Consider the following 20,096-nt stretch of genomic DNA (forward strand, 5'->3'; position numbering starts at 1 on the left):
CCGCGCGCGGGCCGGAACCGGGGTCCGGTTAGGGGGCGACAGGGGTAGGTCGCCGCCGGGGGGCTGGCCAGACTTGGGCCGTTACGGCGAAGGACGGATGTGCTGACATGCTTCGGAGTGACCTGGTCCAGCCGTTGCCCGACCTGCTCCGGGCCCACGCCGGCCGGCTGCCGGACCAGGTGGCGTTCCGCGACGCGGACCGGGCGGTGTCCTGGGCCGCGCTGGAGGCGGTCACCCGCCGGCTGGCCGGGCACCTGGTCGACGCGGGCGTCGCCCGGGGCGAGCGGGTCGCGTTCTGCCTGGGCAACCGGGTGGAGACGGTGGAGACCTGGCTGGCCGTGACCCGGGCCGCCGCGGTCGGTGTACCGCTGAACCCGCGCAGCGCGGACGCCGAGCTGGCCCACCTGCTCGACGACTCCGGCGCGGTGCTGGTGGTGACCGACCCGCAGCACCTCGACCAGCTCCTACGGCTGCGGGCGGACCGGCCCGACCTGCGGATCTGGGTGACCGGCGACGGGCCGTACCCGGAACCGGCGACGGCCTGGCCGGCGCTCGTCGACGCGGCGCCGACCGCCGACGCCCGTGACGACCTCGGCCTGGACGAGGTCGCCTGGATGCTCTACACCTCCGGCACCACCGGCCGGCCCAAGGGCGTGCTGTCCACCCAGCGCACCTGCCTGTGGTCGGTGGCCGCCTGCTACGTGCCGGTGCCGGAGCTGACCTCCGCCGACCGGGTGGTCTGGCCGCTGCCGCTGTTCCACAGCCTCTCCCACATCGGCTGCGTGCTGAGCGTGACCGCGGTCGGCGCGAGCGCCCGCCTGGTCGACGGCTTCGCCGCCGCCGACGTGCTGGCCGCGGTCGCCGAGGACGAGGCGACCGTGCTGGCCGGCGTCCCGGCCATGTACCACCACCTGGTCGACGCCGCCCGCGCCGACGGGTTCCGCGCGCCCGCGCTGCGGGTGTGCCTGGTCGGTGGCGCGATCACCACCGGGGAGCTGCGCCGCGCGTTCGAGGACGTCTTCGACGCGCCGCTGCTCGACGCGTACGGCAGCACCGAGACGTGCGGTTCGATCGCGGTGACCCGCCCGGACGAGCCCCGGCCCGAGGGCTCCTGCGGCCGGGCCGTGGACGGCGTCCAGGTGCGGCTGGTCAGCCCGGACACCGGCCGCGACGTGCCCACCGGCGACGAGGGCGAGGTGTGGGTACGCGGCCCGAGCGTCATGCTCGGCTACCACGGCATGCCCGAGGCCACCGAGGCGGCGCTGCGCGACGGCTGGTACCGCACCGGAGACCTGGCCCGCCGCGACGCCGACGGGAACCTCTTCGTCACCGGCCGGCACCGGGAACTGATCATCCGGGGCGGGGAGAAGGTGCACCCGGTCGAGGTGGAGGACGTGCTGCGCGCCGTGCCCGGCGTCGCCGACGTCGCGGTCACCGGCCGCCCGCACGAGGTGCTCGGCGAGGTACCTGTCGCGTTCGTGGTGCCCGCGCCGGAGGGCTTCGCGCCGGCCGCCGCGTACGCCGCCTGCCGCGAGCGGCTCGCGTACCACAAGGTGCCGCAGGAGCTGTACGAGATCGACGAGGTGCCGCGCACCGCCTCCGGGAAGGTCACCCGGCGGCTGCTGCGGCAGCGGCCGGCCCGGCTGCGCGCGGTCAACGGCACCCACCACGAGTCGCTGACCCGGCTCACCTGGCGTCCGCTGGACCCGGCCGCCCCCGTGCCCGGCCGGCGCTGGACCGTCGTCGGGCCGCGGGCCGGGGCGGTCGCCGACGCGCTGGCCGCCGAGGGCGAGGACGTGCACACCGGCGCCCACTCGGTCGAGGGCGGCGCGGACGTGCTGGTGCTGGCCGGCGTCGACCCGGCGGCGTTGCCCGGCTGGCTCGACGACAGCCGGCACGCCGGCGCCCGGGTGGTGGTGCTGACCACCGGCGCGGTGGACGTGTCCACCGCCGAGAACCCCGACGACCCCGACCTGGTCCCGGCTGCCGCCGTGGCCTGGGCGCGGGCCCGCTGCCGGCAGGCCGACCGGCCGGGCCGGATCGTGCTCGTCGACACCGACGCCGACCCCGCCTCGGTGGCGCTGCTGCCGTCCGTGGTGGACGCCGGCGCCGCCCAGGTGGCGTTGCGTGCCGGCGCCGCCCGGCACGCGGTGTCCGCACCGGCCGCCGCGCCGGCCCGGGAGCACGCGGCCACGGTGCTCGACCCGGCCGCGCCGGTGGTGCTGGCCGGCGCGGACACCCCCGAACGCGCGGCGCTGGCCGGTCACCTGGCCGGCGGGTACGGCGCCCGGTCGGTGTGGTTGCTGCCGGACGCCGCACCCGCCACCGACGTCTCACCCCGCGACGGGCAACCGGTCGGGGCGGCCGTGCTGCGGGTGTCCGACGTCGACCTGGCCGACCCGGACCGCACCGCCCGGCTGCTCGACCTCGCCGGCCGGCTGGACCGGGACACCCGGCACGCCGCCGCCACCGCGTACACCGTGCTGGTCCCCGCCGACGTGCTGCTCGGCGCCGCCGGACGGGAACCGGCGGCGGCCGCCGTCGCCGCGCTGCACGCGCTCGTCGCCCGGCGGCACGCGGCCGGGCTGCCGGCCCGGCTGGTCGGGGTCACCGGCCCGGCGTGGGCCGAGGCCGCCGCGTTCGACGCCGCGCACGACGGCGACGAGCTGACGCTGGTGGCCGTCCCGGCCGAGCGGGTCGCCGCCCACCCGGCCTGGCGGGGCCCGGCCCGACCCGACGACGACGCGGGCGCGCTGCGCCGCCGGCTCGCGGCGCTCGCCACCGCCGACGGCGACCGGCTCCTGGCCGACCTGGTCCGCGCCGCCACCGCCGAGGTCGCCGGGCTGCCCGGCCCCGGCGCGGTCCGGCCCGGCCGGGCGTTCACCGAACTCGGGTTCACCTCGGTCCGCGCGGTCGCGCTGCGCGACCGGCTGAACCGGGCCACCGGCGCCCGGCTCCCCGCCACCGCCGCCTTCGACCACCCGACGCCCGCCGCGCTGACCCGCCACCTGGCCGCGTTGCTGCGCGGCACCGGCCCGACCGACGCCGCCGCCACCGGCCCCGCCGCCGGCACCGGCCCGGTCACCACCGACGACCCGGTGGCGATCGTCGCCATGGCGTGCCGGCTGCCCGGCGGCGTCACCGGCCCGGACGAGCTGTGGGAGCTGCTCGAAGCCGGCGGCGAGGGGCTCACCGGCTTCCCCACCGACCGGGGCTGGGACCTGGCGCACCTGTTCGCCGACGACCCCGACCGGGCCGGCACCTCGTACGTGCGGGTGGGCGGGTTCCTGGCCGGCGCCGGGGACTTCGACGCCACCCTGTTCGCGATCAGCCCGCGCGAGGCGCTCGCCATGGACCCGCAGCAGCGGCTGCTGCTGGAGACGTCCTGGGAGCTGTTCGAGCGCGCCGGGATCGACCCGACCGGGCTGCGCGGCAGCGCCACCGGCGTGTTCACCGGCGTGATGCACCACGACTACGCGGCGAACGTCGGCCAGGCGCCGCCCGGCACCGAGGGCTACCTCGGCGTCGGCACCGCCGGCAGCGTGGTCTCCGGGCGGGTCGCGTACGCGCTGGGCCTGGAGGGGCCGGCGGTGACCGTGGACACCGCCTGCTCGTCGTCGCTCGTCGCGCTGCACCTGGCCGCGCAGGCGCTGCGCGCCGGGGACTGCGCGCTCGCCGTCGCCGGTGGCGTCGCGGTGATGGGCACCCCGCAGGCGTTCGTCGAGTTCAGCCGCCAACGCGGACTCGCGCCGGACGGCAGGTGCAAGGCGTTCGCCGAGGCCGCCGACGGCACCGGCTGGTCCGAGGGCGTGGCCGTGCTGCTGCTGGAGAGGCTCAGCGACGCCCGCCGCCACGGCCACCCGGTGCTGGCGCTGCTGCGCGCCAGCGCGGTCAACTCCGACGGCGCGTCCAACGGGCTCACCGCGCCGAACGGGCCGGCCCAGGAACGGGTCATCCGGCGGGCGCTGGCCACCGCCGGGCTCGGGCCGGGCGACGTGGACGCGGTCGAGGCGCACGGCACCGGCACCCGCCTCGGCGACCCGATCGAGGCGCAGGCGCTGCTGGCCACGTACGGGCAGGGGCGGCCGGCGGACCGTCCGCTGCTGCTCGGCTCGCTCAAGTCGAACCTCGGGCACACCCAGGCGGCGGCCGGCGTGGCAGGCGTGATGAAGATGGTGCTCGCGCTGCGCCACGGCACGCTGCCGCGCACCCTGCACGTGGACGCGCCGACCGGCGAGGTGGACTGGACGGCCGGCGCGGTCGAACTGCTCACCGACGCCCGGCCGTGGCCCGACGTGGACCGGCCCCGCCGCGCCGGGATCTCCTCGTTCGGCATCAGCGGCACCAACGCCCACGTCGTCGTCGAGGCGGCTCCCGACGCGCCCGCCCCGCCGCCGGTCACCCGCCCCGCCCCGGCCGGCGTCGTGCCGTGGCTGCTCTCCGCCGCCAGCCGGGAAGGACTGCGGGACCAGGCGGCCCGGCTGCTGAGCCGGCTGGACCGGATCGACGCCGACCCGGCCGACGTGGCGTACGCGCTGGCCACCACGCGGGCGGCGCTGGACCACCGGGCGGCGCTGCTGGTCGGCGACCCGGCCGACGCCCGCGCCGGGTTGACGGCGCTGAGCCGGGGCGACACCGACCCGGCCGGCGTGCTCACCGGTCGCGTCTCCGACGGCCGGCTGGCCGTCCTCTTCGGCGGGCAGGGCGGGCAGCACACCGGCATGGGCCGGGAGTTGCACGAGGCGTACCCCGTCTACGCGGAGGCGTTCGACGCCGCCTGCGCCGAACTGGACCGGCACCTCGACGGACCCCCGGTCGCCGACGTGGTCCTCGCGCCCGCCGGCGACGCACGGGCCGCGCTGCTCGACGAGACCCGCCACACCCAGCCGGCGCTGTTCGCCGTCGAGGTGGCGCTGCACCGGCTGCTCGAATCCTGGGGCGTCCGCCCCGACCTGCTGCTCGGCCACTCGATCGGCGAGATCGCCGCCGCGCACGTGGCCGGCGTGCTCACCCTCGCCGACGCCGCCGCGCTGGTCGCCGCGCGGGGCCGGCTCATGCAGGCGCTGCCGGCCGGCGGCGCGATGGTGGCGGTGGAGGCCGACGAGACCGAGGTGTCGCCGCACCTGACCGAACGGGTCGGGCTGGCCGCCGTGAACGGGCCGACCGCCGTGGTCCTCTCCGGTGACGCCGACGCGGTCGAGGCGGTCGCCGCGACGCTGCGCGCCGCCGGTCGGCGCACCAGCCGGCTGCGGGTGTCGCACGCGTTCCACTCGGCCCGGATGACGCCGATGCTCGACGCGTTCCGGGAGGTCGCCGCCGGGCTGAGCTACCGAACGCCGCAACTGCCCGTGGTGTCCACGCTGACCGGCGCGCCTGTCGACGCGGCCCGGCTCACCTCACCCGAGCACTGGGTGGCGCACGTCCGCGACACGGTGCGTTTCCTCGACGGCGTCCGCGCCCTGCACGCCGAGGGCGCCACCACGTTCCTGGAGATCGGGCCCGGCGGCGTGCTCACCGCGATGGCCGCGGCCTGCCTCGTCGACGGCGGCGACGACCTCGCGTTCGTGCCCACGCTGCGCGCTGGCACGGCCGAACCGGCGGCGCTGCTCACCGCCGCCGCCCGGCTGCACGTCCGGGGCGTGCCGGTGGACCGGGCCGCGCTGTCCGGCCCCGGCCCGCACGCGCCCGTCGCGCTGCCCACCTACGCGTTCCGGCACCGGCACTACTGGCTGCCCGCCACGCCCGGCGCGCCCGCCGGCGACACCGGGCACCCGCTGCTCGCCGCCGTGCTGCCGGTCGCCGGCACCGGCCAGGTGCTCGCCACCGGACGGTTCACCGCGACCCGGCCGGCCACCCCGGACGGCACGACGCCGCTGCTGCCCGCCACCGCGCTGCTCGACGCGCTCGGCCACCTCGGCGAGCGTCTCGACACGCCGGTCCTGGCCGACCTGCGGATGCCGGAGCCGGCCCCGCTGCCCGCCGGCCTGGCGGTCGACCTGCAGATCGACGTCGCCGGCCCGGACGCCGCCGGTCGCCGCGCCGCCCGCTGCCACGTCCGCGCCGGGGACCACGAGCCGTGGCGTGCCGTCGCCGACGCGGTGCTCGCCCCCGCCGACCCGCTCGCCGCGCCCGGCGTACCGGCTGCGACCTGGCCGCCGGCCGGCGCCCGACCGGTCGAGGCGACGCACCCGCTGCTGCGGGCCGCCTGGACCGCCGGGGACCGGCTGCACCTCGACGTCCGGCTGCCCGACGACGCCGCCGACCCGGACGCCGAGCGGTACGGCGTGCACCCGGACGTGCTCGACGCCGCGCTGGACCTGCTGCCGCTGGCCGGGTTCGCCCCGTCGGCCGGGCCGGGGGAGCGGATCGTGCCCACCGACTGGACCGGCGTGCGCCGGCACGCCACCGGCGCGTACGCGCTGCGGGTCAGCCTCGCCCCGGCCGGCGCGGACGCGGTCACGCTCACCGCGGTCGACGACGCCGGCCGGCAGGTGCTCGACGTCGACCGGATCGCGCTGCGGGCCGTGACGCTGCCGTCCGCCGCCGCCCCGACGCCGGAGACCGGCCCGGCCGGGCTCTACACCGTGGACTGGCTGCCCGCCCCGACCGGACCGGTGCCGACGTGGACGCTCGCCGACGCCGTACCCCCGACGGGGCCGCTGCCGCCGGTGCTGGTGCTGCGGCTGCCCGACGGCGACCCGGACGCCACCGTCGCGTCGCGCGCCGACACGATCGGGCTGGACCTGCTCGGCGTGCTCCAGCGCTGGCTCGCCGACCCGCGCGCCGCCGACACCCGGCTCGCGGTGGCGGTCCGCGACGGCGACCCGGCACACGCCCCGGCCGCCGGCCTGCTCCGGGTGGCCCGCGCCGAGCACCCGGACCGGTTCCTGCTGCTGCACCTGGAGACCGCCGACGACGCCACGATCCGCGCCGCGCTGGCCGCCGCCGACGACGAACCGGAGGTCGCGGTCCGCGACGGCCGCGCCTGGCTGCCCCGGCTCCGCCCGGCCGCCGAGCCCGACGCCGCCGCGCGGCCGGTGCCGGTCGGCGGCGCGGCGCTGCTCACCGGCGGCACCGGCGGCATCGGCCGGCACGTCGCGGTCCACCTCGCGCGGGCGTACGGGGTGCGGGAGCTGGTGCTGCTCAGCCGCGCCGGACGGCCCGCGCCGTGGACCGACGAGCTGGCCGCCGAGGGTGTCACGGTCCGGGTGGTCGCCGCCGACGTGGCCGACCGGGACGCGCTCGCCGCCGTGCTGGCCCCGCTCGCCGACCGGCTGACCGTCGTCGTGCACGCCGCCGGCGCCACCGACGACGCGCTGCTCACCGACCTCGACGCGGACCGCTGGGCCGCCACGCTGCGGGCCAAGGTGCACGGCGCCTGGCACCTGCACGAGCTGACCGCCGGCCTCGACCTGGCCGCGTTCGTGCTGTTCTCCTCCGCCTCCGCCGTCTTCGGCAGCCCCGGCCAGGGCAACTACGCCGCCGGCAACGCGTTCCTCGACGCGCTCGCCGCGCACCGCCGCGACCTCGGGCTGCCCGGCGCCGCGCTCGCCTGGGGCCTGTGGGCCGAGACCGACGGGATGGCCGGCCGGCTCACCGCCGCCGACCTGGCCCGGCTCGCCCGCGCCGGCACCCGCCCGCTGGACGCCGCCGCCGGGCTGGCGTTGTTCGACGCCGCGCTGCGCGCCGAGCCGGCGACACTGGTGCCGATCGGGCTGGACCTGGCCGCGGTGCGCGCCACCGGGGAGGTGCCGGCGCTGCTGCGGGCGCTGCTGCCGCCGGCCCCGCGCCGCGCCGTCGTCGCCGAGTCCGGCGCCGGCGCCGGACTCGCCGACCGCCTGGCCGGTCTCGGGGAGCCGGACCGGGCCGCGTTCCTGCTCGACCTGGTCCGCACCCGCTGCGCCACCGTCGTCGGCCACGCCGGGCCGGAGCAGATCGAACCACGCCGGCCGTTCAAGGAACTCGGCTTCGACTCGCTGATGGCGGTGGAGCTGAGCAACCGGCTCTCCGCCGCGACAGGCTTCCGGCTCGCCCCGCACGCGGTGTTCAACCACCCCACCCCGGAACTGCTCGCCGCGCACCTGCACGCCCGGCTGCTCGGCACCGCCGCCACCGAGGTCGCCGACGCCGCCACGATCGCCCTGGACGAGCCGGTCGCGGTCGTCGCGATGGCGTGCCGGTTCCCCGGCGGCATCGGCTCCCCGGAGGAGCTGTGGCGGCTGCTCGACGCCGGCGGCGAGGCGATCGGCGACCTGCCCACCGACCGGGGCTGGGCGCTGGCCGACCTGTACGACCCGGAGCCCGGCACGCCCGGCCGCACCTACACCCGGGCCGGCGGCTTCCTCACCGGGCTCGCCGACTTCGACGCCGCGTTCTTCGGCATCAGCCCGCGCGAGGCGCTCGCCATGGACCCGCAGCACCGGCTGCTGCTGGAGACCTCGTGGGAGGCGCTGGAACGCGCCGGCATCGACCCGGACACGCTGCGCGGCAGCCGTACCGGCGTCTTCGCCGGCACCCACGGCCAGGACTACGCCGACCTGATCGCCCCCGGCGCCACCTCCGACGACGGCGAGACCACCGCCGACGAGGGACACCTGCTCACCGGCACCGCCGCCAGCGTGCTCTCCGGGCGGGTGGCGTACGCGCTGGGGTTGCAGGGGCCGGCGGTCACCGTGGACACCGCCTGCTCCGCCTCGCTCGTCGCGCTGCACCTGGCCGCCCAGGCGCTGCGCCAGGGCGACTGCGACCTGGCGCTCGCCGGCGGCGTGTCGGTGCTGTCCAGCCCGGCCGGGCTGACCGGGTTCAGCCGCCAGCGCGGTCTCGCCCCGGACGGCAGGTGCAAGGCGTTCGCCGAGTCCGCCGACGGCTTCGGCATGTCCGAGGGCGTCGGGGTGCTGGTGGTGGAACGGCTCTCCGACGCCCGCCGGCGCGGGCACCCGGTGCTGGCCGTGGTCCGCGGCTCGGCGGTCAACTCCGACGGCGCGTCCAACGGGCTCACCGCGCCCAACGGGCCCTCGCAGGAGGCGGTGATCCGGGCCGCGCTGGCCGCCGCCGGGCTCGACCCGTCCGACGTGGACGCGGTCGAGGCGCACGGCACCGGCACGCCGCTCGGCGACCCGATCGAGGCCGAGGCGATCCTCGCCACCTACGGCCGCCGGCCCGACGGCGTCCCGCCGCTGCTGCTCGGCTCCGTGAAGTCCAACCTCGGCCACACCCAGGCCGCGGCCGGCGTCGCCGGGATCCTCAAGGTCGTCCTCGCCATGCGGCACGGCCGGCTGCCCCGCACGCTGCACGCCGAGCAGCGCACCAGCCGGGTCGACTGGGCGGCCGGCGCGGTCGACCTGCTCACCGAGGCCCGGCCGTGGCCGCGCGCCGACCGGCCGGCGCGCGCCGGCGTCTCCTCGTTCGGCATCAGCGGCACCAACGCCCACGTGGTGGTCGAGGCCGCGCCGCCCGAGCCGGCCGTCGACGCCGAGCCGCCGGCCGGGCCGGCGGCGCTGCCGTGGCTGCTCTCCGCGCGTACACCGGAGGCGCTGGCCGGGCAGGCCCGCCGGCTGCGCGACCACCTCGCCGAGCGGCCCGAGCAGTCGCCGCGGGACGTGGCCTGGTCGCTGGCCACCACCCGGGCCGGTTTCGACCACCGGGCCGTGCTTGTCGGTGGCCCGGCGGAGGTCGCCGCCGGTCTGGACGCGCTCGCCGCCGGCACGCCCGCCGCCGACCTGGTGCGCGGCGACGTCACCGCCACCGGCAAGGTGGTGTTCGTCTTCCCCGGCCAGGGCTCCCAGTGGGCCGGCATGGCGCTGGACCTGCTCGACGAGGCGCCCGTGTTCGCCGAGCGGATGGCCGCCTGCGACGCCGCGCTGCGCCCCTGGCTGGGGCACCCGCTGCGGGACCTGCTGCGGCAGGCGCCCGGCACGCCCGACGCCGAGCGGGCCGACGTGGTGCAGCCGCTGCTGTTCGCGGTGATGGTGTCGCTGGCCGAGCTGTGGCGCTCGTACGGCGTCCAGCCCGCCGCCGTGGTCGGCCACTCGCAGGGCGAGATCGCCGCCGCCTGCGTGGCCGGCGTGCTCTCCCTGCCGGACGCCGCCCGGCTGGTGGCGCTGCGCGCCCGGGCGTTGCGCAAGCTGGCCGGCGCCGGGGTGATGGCCGCCGTGCCGCTGCCGGTCGAGGCGGTCCGCGCCCGGGTCGCCCGCTACGGCGAGCGGCTGTCCGTGGGCGCGGTCAACGGCCCGGCGAACGTGGTGGTCTCCGGCGAGCCGGACGCGGTCGACGCGTTCGCCGCCGACCTGGCGGCCGACCGGGTGCGGCTGCGCCGGATCCCGATCGACTACGCCTCGCACTCCGCGCAGGTGGAGCGGATCCGCGCCGATCTGGCCGAGGCCGTCGAGGGCGTCACGCCCGGACCGGCGGCGGTGCCGATCTACTCCACCACCGACCTGTGCTGGCTCGGCGGCGAGGAGATGGACGGCGACTACTGGTACCGCAACCTGCGCCAGCCGGTGGAGCTGGCGGACGCGGTGCGCGCGCTGACCGCCGAGGGTCACCACACGTACGTCGAGTGCAGCCCGCACCCGGTGCTGACACCAGGCATCGAGCAGACGGTCCAGGAGCACGACCACCCGGCGCTGGTGGTGGGCTCGATGCAGCGCGACCGGGGCGACCGGGCCCGGTTCCTGCTCGCCGTGGCCGCGCTGCACGTGCGCGGCGTGCCGGTCGACTGGCAGACCGTGCTGGCCGGCGGTCGCCGGGTCGACCTGCCCACGTACGCGTTCGCGCACCGCCGCTACTGGCCCCGGCCGGTCAGCGGCGCGGCCGACGTCGGCGCGGCCGGGCTGGCCGCCGCCGGGCACCCGCTGCTCGGCGCGTCGGTGCCGCTGGCCGACGGCCGGGGGCACCTGTTCACCGGCCGGCTCGCGGTCGCCGAGCAGCCCTGGCTGGCCGACCACCGGGTCGCCGGCCGGGTGCTGGTGCCCGGCACCGGGCTGGTCGAGCTGTGCCTGCGCGCCGGCGACGAGGTCGGCTGCCCGGTCCTCGACGAGCTGGTCATCGAGGCCCCGCTGACGCTGCCCGAGGACGCGCCCACCCAGGTGCAGGTCGCGGTCGGCCCGGCCGCCGACGACGGCCGCCGCCCGGTCACCGTGCACTCGCGGCCCGCCGCCGGCCCGGCCGACGCGCCGTGGACCCGGCACGGCAGCGGCACGCTCTCCGCCGCCGAGCCCCGACCGGCCACCCCGGCCGGACCGCCGCCGGACGCCGGCGCCGTCGACCTGACCGGCTTCTACGAGCGACTGGTCGACGAGGGGTACGGCTACGGCCCGGCGTTCCAGGGCCTGCGCGCGGTCCGCGCCGGCGACGACGAGGTGTACGCCGAGGTGGAGCTGCCGGCCGGCCCGCGCGCCGACGCCGACCGGTACGCGCTGCACCCGGCGCTGCTCGACGCCGCGCTGCACGCCGCGCACTTCGGTGGTCTCGCCGACGCCGGAGGTGACCGGATCCTGCTGCCGTTCGCCTGGAACGGGCTCACCGTGCACGCCACCGGCGCCACCACGCTGCGGGTACGGCTGCGCCGGGTCGGCCCGCACGCGTTCGCGCTGTCCGCCACCGACCCGGCCGGCGCGCCGGTGGTCGAGGCGGCGTCGCTGGCCATGCGTCCGATCTCCCGCGCCGAGCTGGGCGCCCGCGACGACGCGGTCACCGACGCGTTGTTCCACCTGACCTGGCAGCCGCTGCCCACGCCGCCCGCGCCGGCCCCGGCCCGGATCGCCGTGCTCGCCGCCCCGGGCGCCGACGCCGCCGACCCGGCCGCGCAGGTGCCGACCGTCGACCCGGCCTCCGGGACCGACCTGCCCGACCCGGCCGACCTGTCGCGCCACGCCGACCTGTCCGCGCTGGCCGCGACGATCGACGCCGGCGCCGCGCCGCCGGACGCGGTGCTCGCGCCACTCGTCGCGTCTCGCGACGGTCGACCCGCGCGGGACGGTGATCCCGCCGCCCCGGACCGGGCGCGGCGGCTCGCCGGTGACGCGCTCGCGCTGGTGCAGCGCTGGCTGGCCGAGCCGCGCTGGGCCGAGACGCGGCTGGTCCTGATGACTTCCGGCGCGGTCGGCGTGCACGGCCCCGGCGAGGTGGGCGACGCCGACGCGGCCGCCGCCTGGGGACTGGTCCGCTCCGCCCAGTCCGAACACCCGGACCGGTTCGTGCTGCTCGACGCCGACACCGAGCCCGACGCGGCCACCCTGACCGCCGTGCTCGCCGCCGACGAGCCGCAGGTGGCGCTGCGCGACGGCGGCGCGTACGCGCCCCGGCTGGCCCGCCGCGCCGACGCGCCGACGCTCGCCCCGCCCGCCGACGCGACCGCCTGGCGGCTGGACGTGCCCCGCCGGGGCAGCCTCGACCACCTGGCGCTGGTGCCCACCGACGCGGCCGACGCGCCGCTCGGCGCGTACGACGTCCGGGTCCGGGTCCGCGCCGCCGGCCTGAACTTCCGCGACGTGCTCAACGCGCTCGGCCTCTACCCGGGCGACCCCGGCCCACCCGGCGGGGAGGCCGCCGGCGTGGTCGTCGAGGTCGGCGCGGACGTCACCGACCTGCGCCCCGGCGACCGGGTGCTCGGCGTGTTCACCGGCTGCTTCGGCCCGGTCGCGGTCACCGACCGGCGGCTGCTCGCACCGATGCCTGACGGTTGGACGTTCGCGCAGGCCGCGACCGTGCCGGTGGTGTTCCTCACCGCCTGGCGCGGGCTGGTCGGGCTGGGCCGGCTGCGGGCCGGGGAGTCCGTGCTGGTGCACGCCGGCGCCGGCGGCGTCGGCATGGCCGCGGTGCAGATCGCCCGCCACCTCGGCGCGGACGTGTTCGCCACCGCGAGCGAGGGCAAGTGGCAGGCGCTGCGGGACCTCGGCGTGCCCGACGACCACCTGGCGTCGTCCCGGACGCTCGACTTCGAGGCCCGCTTCCTCGCCGCCACCGGCGGCCGGGGCGTGGACGTGGTGCTCGACTCGCTGGCCCGCGAGTTCGTCGACGCGTCGCTGCGGCTGCTGCCGCGCGGCGGCCGGTTCCTGGAGATGGGCAAGACCGACCTGCGCGACCCGGCCCGGGTCGCCGCCGACCACCCCGGCGTCGACTACCAGGCGTACGACCTGACGCAGGTCGCGCCGGACGAGATCCAGCGGATGCTCACCGAGATGCTGGCGCTGTTCGCCACCGGCGCGCTGCGCCCGCTGCCGGTGCGCGCCTGGGACGTCCGGCAGGCCCCGGACGCGTTCCGCTACGTCAGCCAGGCCCGGCACGTCGGCAAGGTGGTGCTGACCATGCCCGAGTCGTGGGACCCGGACGGCACGGTGCTGCTCACCGGCGGCACCGGCCTGCTGGGCGGCCTGGTGGCCCGCCGGCTCGTCACCGGGCACGGCGTGCGGCACCTGCTGCTGGCCAGCCGGGGCGGTCCGGACGCGCCCGGCGCGGCCGAGCTGACCGCCGAGCTGACCGCGCTCGGCGCCACCGTCACGGTGGCCGCGGCCGACGTCGCCGATCGGGCGGCGGTGGCGGGGCTGCTCACCGCCGTGCCGGCCGCGCACCCGCTGACCGCCGTGGTGCACCTGGCCGGCGTGCTCGACGACGGGGTGGTCACCGCGCTCACCCCGGAACGGCTCGACACCGTGTTCCGGCCCAAGGTGGACGCCGCCCGCCACCTCGACGAGCTGACCCGTCACCTCGACCTCGCCGGCTTCGTGTTGTTCTCCTCCGGGGCCGGCGTGTTCGGCGTGCCCGGCCAGGGCAACTACGCCGCCGCCAACGCCTGGCTGGACGCGCTGGCCCGGCGGCGACGCGGCGCCGGCCTGCCCGCCCGCGCGTACGCCTGGGGGCTGTGGGCGCAGGCCAGCACGCTGACCGCGGGCGTGGACCGGGCCGGCACCACCCGGGACGGTCAGCTCGCCATCCCGTCCGACCTCGGCATGGCGCTGTTCGACGCCGGCCTCGCCGCGCCGGAGGAACACCTGGTGCCGACCCGGGTCGACCGGGCCGCGCTGGCCGGCCGGCCGCACGTGCCGGCGCTGATGCGCGGCCTGGTCCGCGCCGATCGGCCGAAGGCCCGCGCCGCCACCACCGGCGGCACCGACCTGGCCGGGCGGCTGCGCGCGCTCACCGGCGCGGAACAGTCCGCGCTGCTGCTCGACCTGGTCCGGGCCACCGCCGCGGCGGTGCTCGGCCACGGCAGCCCGGACGCCATCCGGGACGGCCAGGCGTTCCACGAGCTGGGCTTCGACTCGCTGACCGCGGTCGAGCTGCGCAACCGGCTCACCGAGGCGACCGGGGAACGGCTGCCGGCCACCGCCGTCTTCGACTACCCGGACCCGGCGGCGCTGGCCGGCTACCTGCGCTCCCGGCTGGTGCCCGACGGCGCGCAGGCCGCCCCGGCGGTGCTCGCCGAGCTGGAACGCCTGGAACGGGCGCTCGCCGAGACCACGGTCGAGGCGGACCTGCACACCCAGGTGGCGGCGCGGCTGGAGGTGCTGGTCGCCAAGTGGCGGACCATGCGCGGCGCCTCCGCCACCGACGACGACCTGGACCTCGACCGGGCCAGCGACGACGAGATCTTCAGCCTGATCGACACGGAACTCGGGCTGTGACGGCCCAGGCGGACGAACGAGGGACGGCGATGACCGACGTACTGATCGTGGGCTACGGCCCGGTGGGCCAGGTGGCCGCGATCCTGCTGGCGCAGCGCGGCTTCACGGTGCGGGTGCTGGAGAAGTGGACCACCCCGTACAGCATGCCGCGCGCCGTCTCCTACGACGGCGAGGCCAGCCGGATCCTCGCCGCGTGCGGCGTGGCCGACCGGCTCGGCGACGTGACCGAGCTGTCCGGCGAGTACACCTGGAAGAACGGCTTCGGCCGTACGCTGCTGCACGTGCGCGCCGCGCCGGACGGCCCGTCCGGGTGGCCCGACTCCACGTCGTTCTACCAGCCCGGAGTGGAGGAACGGCTGGCCGAACGCGGGGCGGAGCTGCCCGGCGTGCAGGTGCGGCGAGGCGTCGAGGTGACCGACCTGGTCGACCACGGCGACCGGGTCGAGGTGACCGCCGTGGACGGCGACGGCGGCCGGCACACCCACACCGCGTCCTGGGTGCTCGGCTGCGACGGCGCGAACAGCTTCGTCCGGGGCTGGCTCGGCGCGACAGTCACCGACCTGGACTTCGCCCACGACTGGCTGGTCTGTGACGTGATGCTGCACACCCCGCGCGAGTTCACCCCGAACAACCTGCAGATCTGCGACCCGGCCCGGCCGCGCACCGCCGTCTCCGCCGGCCCGAACCACAGGCGGTGGGAGTTCATGCGGGTGCCGGGGGAGACCCTGGAGGAGTTCCGCACCGAGGCCAGCGCGTGGCGGCTGCTCGGGCTGTTCGACATCACCCCGGACAACGCCCGGCTGGACCGGTACGGCGTCTACACCACGCAGGCCTGCTCCGCCGACGTGTGGCGGCGCGGGCGGGTGTTCCTGGCCGGCGACGCCGCGCACGTGATGCCGCCGTTCCTCGGGCAGGGCATGAGTTCCGGCTTCCGGGACGTCGTCAACCTGGCCTGGAAGCTGGACCTGGTGCGCCGCGGCCGGGCCGGGGAGGCGTTGCTCGACACCTACCAGGCGGAACGGCGCGCGCACGTGCAGCACGCGATCCGGATGTCGATGGACTCCGGGGCGGTGATCTGCGAGACCGACCAGAAGAAGGCCGCCGGCCGGGACTCGGTGATGCTCGCCGCGCTGCGCCGGCGTACCCAGCAGCGGCACGTCCGCTCGCTGCGCGAGGCGATCGTGGACGGGGTGCTGCACCGCGCCGGGGACGGCACGCCCGCGCCGCGCGCCGGCGAGCCCGCCCCGCAGGGCCGGGTCACCGTCGACGGACGCACCGGCGGCTTCGACGACGTGGTGGGCGTCGGCTTCACGCTGCTCACCCGGGAACCCGCCGTGCTTGACGACGACGCGGTCGCGTTCCTCGACGACCTCGGCGCGTACCGGCTGGTCGTGCGGCCGGCCGACGAGGACGCGGCGGCGGGCGGGCTGGCCGACCTCGACGGCGTCTACGCGACCTGGCTGGGCGGCGCGGACGCCGCGCTGATCCGGCCGGACTTCTACCTCTTCGGCGTGGCCGCCGGCCCCGACGCCGCCGCCACGCTGGTGGCCGACCTGCGCCGGCAGGTCTCCGCCCCCGCCCTGCAGTCCTGACCAACCCCCGCACAGCCCTGAGGAGCTGACATGCTGGAGAACCTCCGCACCCTCGGCCGGGTCATCCGGACCCTGGCCACCAAGGACCCGGTGACCCGGGTCCGCCGCTTCTACGAGATCCAGTCGCCGGATGTCGAGTTCGCGGCCCGCACCTCCCGCTACATGAACGTCGGCTACTGGGAGGAGGGCGTCACCAGCATCGACGTGGCCGGTCAGGCGCTTGCAGACAAGCTCGCCGACGCCGCCGGGTTCAAGCCCGACGACACCGTGGTCGACGTCGGCTTCGGCTACGGCGACCAGGACTTCGCCTGGCTGCGGGACCGCCGGGTGGCGAAGGTGCACGGCATCAACGTGACCCCCCGGCACGTCGAGCACGCCCAGGAGCGGGCCCGCCGCGAGGGCCTGGCCGACCGGGCCGACTTCCAGCTCGGCACCGCCACCGCGCTGCCGTTCCCGGACGCCAGCGTGGACCGGGTGGTGGCGCTGGAGTCGGCGTTCCACTTCCACCCGCGCAGCGCGTTCTTCGCCGAGGCGTTCCGGGTGCTGCGGCCGGGCGGCACGCTCGCCACCGCCGACATCATCCCGCTGAGCGACGACACCCCGCGCATGTCGATCAGCTCGGGACCGCTGAGCTTCGTCAAGTTCAGCCTGCCGGACGAGAACTGGCACGACCGGGCGACCTACGGCGAGCAGCTCGCCGCCGCCGGCTTCACCGGCGTGGAGGTCACCTCCATCGCGGACCGCACCTGGGAGGGGTGGCGCAGGTTCCAGTCCGCCCGCCCGTCCGACCCCGCGTTCCGCGCCGCCGCCGAGGGCAGCGCGGTCAAGGGGATGGCCAACCACTGGCGGGACACCGAGCTGATCAAGAAGGAGCTGGGCCTGCTCGACTACGTCATCGCGGTGGCGCAGAAGCCCTGAGACGCCGCGGTCCCCGCCGCCCGGACCGGGCGGCGGGGACCGGCGTGGATCCTCAGCCGACCGCCGCGCCGGTCAACGCCGCCGAGAGGGTACGCAGGATCGCCGGCTGGTGGGACGCCAGGAAGAAGTGCCCGCCGCCGAACACGTGCAGGTCGAACGCGCCGGTGGTGTGCTCCGCCCAGGCATTGGCCTCGTCCACGGTGGTCTTCGGGTCGGCGTCCCCGGTGAACACGGTGACCGGGCAGCTCAGCTTCGGCCCCTCGGCGTACGTGTAGGTCTCCGCCGCCCGGTAGTCGCTGCGGATCGCCGGCAACGCGGCGCGCAGCATGTCCGGGTCGCCGAGCACCGCCGAGTTGGTGCCGCTGAGCTTCTTCACGTCGGCCAGCAGCCCGTCGTCGTCGAGCAGGTGCACGGTCTCGTGCCGGTGGCACGACGGCGCCCGGCGGCCGGACGGGAACAGGTGCGCCACCGCCTGCCCCTCGGCCTCGATCAGCCGCGCCACCTCGAAGCCGAGGGTCGCGCCCATGCTGTGCCCGAAGAACGCCAACGGCCGGTCCCGCCAGGGGCGCAACACGTCGGCCACCTGCCGCGCCAGCTCATCGATCGTCGGCACGCAGGGCTCGTGCCGGCGGTCCTGCCGGCCCGGGTACTGGACGCTGAGCACCTCCACGCCCGGCGACAGTGCCCGGGACACCGGGAAGAAGAAGCTCGCCGAGCCGCCGGCGTGCGGCAGGCACACCAGCCGCGGGGCGCCCGCCGGGGCCGGGTGGAACCGGCGAACCCACAGGCCGTTGTCGTGGTCGGTCATCGTCACGTGGTCCTTCCGGCGGTGGCGCCCGCGACCCGGGCGCCAGGGCGGTCCACCGGACGCTAACCGCGCCGCCGCCGGCCCGGCCACCCCTAGCCGGCCGGGCCCACGGGTTAGGGGTTGTCGCAGCTCAGCGCGACGCCATAGCTTCCCCGCAAAGGGGACCCGTGGCTCCCGGATGACGCGTGCGCGCCGGACGACGGCAGGTCCCCGCCGACCGAGGGTCAGGTTGATGGACACCGAAGAGAAGCTCCGGGAGTATCTGAAGAGGGTCACCACCGACCTGCGGCGGACCCGGCAACGGCTCCGCGACGTGGAGGACGCCGCCCGCCAGCCGATCGCCGTGGTCGGCATGGCCTGCCGGTTCCCCGGCGGGATCACCTCGCCGGACGCGCTGTGGGACCTGGTGGCGGCCGGTGGGGACGCGATCGGCCCGTTCCCCGACGACCGGGGCTGGGACCTCGCCACACTCTACGACCCGGAGCGGGAACGCCCCGGCACGTCCTGCGTGCGTGACGGCGGTTTCCTGGCCGACGCCGCCGGCTTCGACCCGGCGTTCTTCGGCGTCTCCCCCCGGGAGGCCCTGGCGATGGACCCGCAGCAGCGGCTGCTGCTGGAGGTGTCCTGGGAGGCGTTCGAGTCCGCCGGCGTGGACCCGACCGGCCTGCGTGGCGGGCGCGTCGGCGTCTTCGCCGGGTTGACCCACGCCGACTACGCGGCCGGCGCCGCGGACGTGCCGGACGGGGTCGCCGACTACCTGGGGCTGGGCAGCGCCGGAAGCGTCAGTTCCGGCCGGGTGTCGTACGCGCTCGGGTTCGAGGGGCCGGCCGTCACCGTCGACACCGCCTGCTCCTCGTCGCTCGTCGCGCTGCACCTGGCCGTGCAGTCGCTGCGCGCCGGCGAGTCCGACCTGGCCCTGGCCGGCGGTGTGACGGTGTTGCCGACCCCGTCGATCTTCGTGGACTTCACCCGGCAGAACAACCTGTCCTCCGACGCCCGCTGCCGGGCGTTCGCCGACGCCGCCGACGGCACCGCGCTCGGCGAGGGCATCGGCGTGCTGCTCGTCGAACGCCTCGCCGACGCCGAGCGGCTCGGCCACCGGGTCCTGGCCGTGGTACGCGGCACGGCGGTCAATCAGGACGGCGCGTCGAACGGGTTGACCGCGCCGAACGGCCCGTCGCAGCAGCGGGTGATCCGGGCCGCGCTCGCCGACGCCCGGTTGTCCGGCGCCGAGGTGGACGTGGTGGAGGCGCACGGCACCGGCACCACGCTCGGCGATCCGATCGAGGCGCAGGCGGTGCTGGCCACGTACGGGCAGGAACGCGAGACGCCGCTGCTGCTCGGCTCGATCAAGTCCAACATCGGGCACACCCAGACCGCCGCCGGGGTGGCCGGCGTGATCAAGATGGTGCAGGCGATGCGGCACGGCGTGGTGCCGGCCACGCTGCACGTGGACGCGCCGTCGTCGAAGGTGGACTGGTCGGCCGGGGCGGTGGAACTGGCCACGTCGGCGCGGCCCTGGCCGGCGACGGACCGGCCCCGCCGCGCGGCCGTCTCCTCGTTCAGCATCTCCGGCACCAACGCGCACGTGGTCCTGGAGGCGCCCACAGCGGTCGAGGACGAGCCGCCGGCCGCCCTCGACGCGGACGCGCTGCCGGTGGTGCAGTGGCTGGTGTCGGGGCGGTCGGCGGACGCCCTGGCGGCGCAGGCGGCCCGGCTGCTCGACCACCTGCGCGCCAACGCCGGCCTGTCGCCGGCCGACGTCGGCTTCTCCTCGGCGACCACGAGGGCCGCGTTGGCGCACCGGGCGGCGGTGGTGGGTGCGGACCGGGATTCGTTGCTGGCCGGGTTGACGGCGATCGCCGGGGGCGGATCGGCGCCCGGTGTGGTGACGGGGGAGGCGTCGTCGGGTCGGCGGGCGGTGGTGTTCACCGGTCAGGGGTCGCAGCGTCCCGGCATGGGTCGGGAGTTGTATGCGGCGTTTCCGGTGTTCGAGGAGGCGTTCGACCGGGTGTGCGCGGGGTTCGAGGGTCGCCTCGATCGTTCGTTGCGGGAGGTGGTGTTCGACGGCGGTGAGCTGCTGGACCGGACCGTGTTCGCGCAGGCGGGTTTGTTCGCGGTGGAGGTGGCGTTGTGGGAGCTGGTGTCGTCGTG

At 77.4% G+C, this 20,096-nt stretch carries 5 protein-coding genes; 4 read left to right on the top strand and 1 reads right to left on the bottom strand.

Going from position 1 to position 20,096, the window contains the following annotated elements; translation table 11 throughout:
* The first annotated feature begins 107 nt into the window (after positions 1-107).
* The 3 genes from ACIA5A_RS27940 to ACIA5A_RS27950 are packed head-to-tail and all read left to right on the top strand — an operon-like array spanning position 108 to position 17,134.
* Positions 108-14,624: an SDR family NAD(P)-dependent oxidoreductase gene (locus tag ACIA5A_RS27940; protein WP_396767415.1), complete on the top strand. Its 14,517-nt coding sequence runs from the start codon at positions 108-110 to the stop codon at positions 14,622-14,624.
* A 29-nt stretch (positions 14,625-14,653) separates the two neighbouring features.
* Positions 14,654-16,216 carry a bifunctional 3-(3-hydroxy-phenyl)propionate/3-hydroxycinnamic acid hydroxylase gene (locus ACIA5A_RS27945; protein ID WP_396767416.1) on the top strand — a complete coding sequence of 521 codons (1,563 nt, stop codon included), beginning with the start codon at positions 14,654-14,656 and terminating at the stop codon, positions 16,214-16,216.
* Positions 16,217-16,246: 30 nt separating this feature from the next.
* Positions 16,247-17,134, top strand: coding sequence for a class I SAM-dependent methyltransferase (locus ACIA5A_RS27950; protein ID WP_396767417.1), 888 nt, complete (start codon positions 16,247-16,249; stop codon positions 17,132-17,134).
* Between the two features lie 52 nt (positions 17,135-17,186).
* Here the strand turns inward: ACIA5A_RS27950 and ACIA5A_RS27955 are convergent, their stop codons facing one another.
* The gene (locus ACIA5A_RS27955; RefSeq protein WP_396767418.1) at positions 17,187-17,942 is read right to left on the bottom strand and encodes a thioesterase II family protein; all 756 of its coding nucleotides are present in this window, start codon (positions 17,940-17,942) and stop codon (positions 17,187-17,189) included.
* Positions 17,943-18,171: 229 nt separating this feature from the next.
* Here ACIA5A_RS27955 and ACIA5A_RS27960 point away from each other — a divergent pair.
* The coding region (locus ACIA5A_RS27960; RefSeq protein ID WP_396767419.1) for a type I polyketide synthase at positions 18,172-20,096 on the top strand (1,925 nt) is incomplete at its 3' end.

Source organism: Micromonospora sp. NPDC051300 (assembly GCF_044455315.1).
In the GTDB taxonomy this organism is placed as follows: domain Bacteria; phylum Actinomycetota; class Actinomycetes; order Mycobacteriales; family Micromonosporaceae; genus Micromonospora; species Micromonospora robiginosa.

Coding starts and splice junctions, on each gene's coding strand:
- ACIA5A_RS27940 (WP_396767415.1), top strand. CDS start 108: ATGCTTCGGAGTGACCTGGTCCAGCCGTTGCCCGACCTGCTCCGGGCC.
- ACIA5A_RS27945 (WP_396767416.1), top strand. CDS start 14,654: ATGACCGACGTACTGATCGTGGGCTACGGCCCGGTGGGCCAGGTGGCC.
- ACIA5A_RS27950 (WP_396767417.1), top strand. CDS start 16,247: ATGCTGGAGAACCTCCGCACCCTCGGCCGGGTCATCCGGACCCTGGCC.
- ACIA5A_RS27955 (WP_396767418.1), bottom strand. CDS start 17,942: ATGACCGACCACGACAACGGCCTGTGGGTTCGCCGGTTCCACCCGGCC.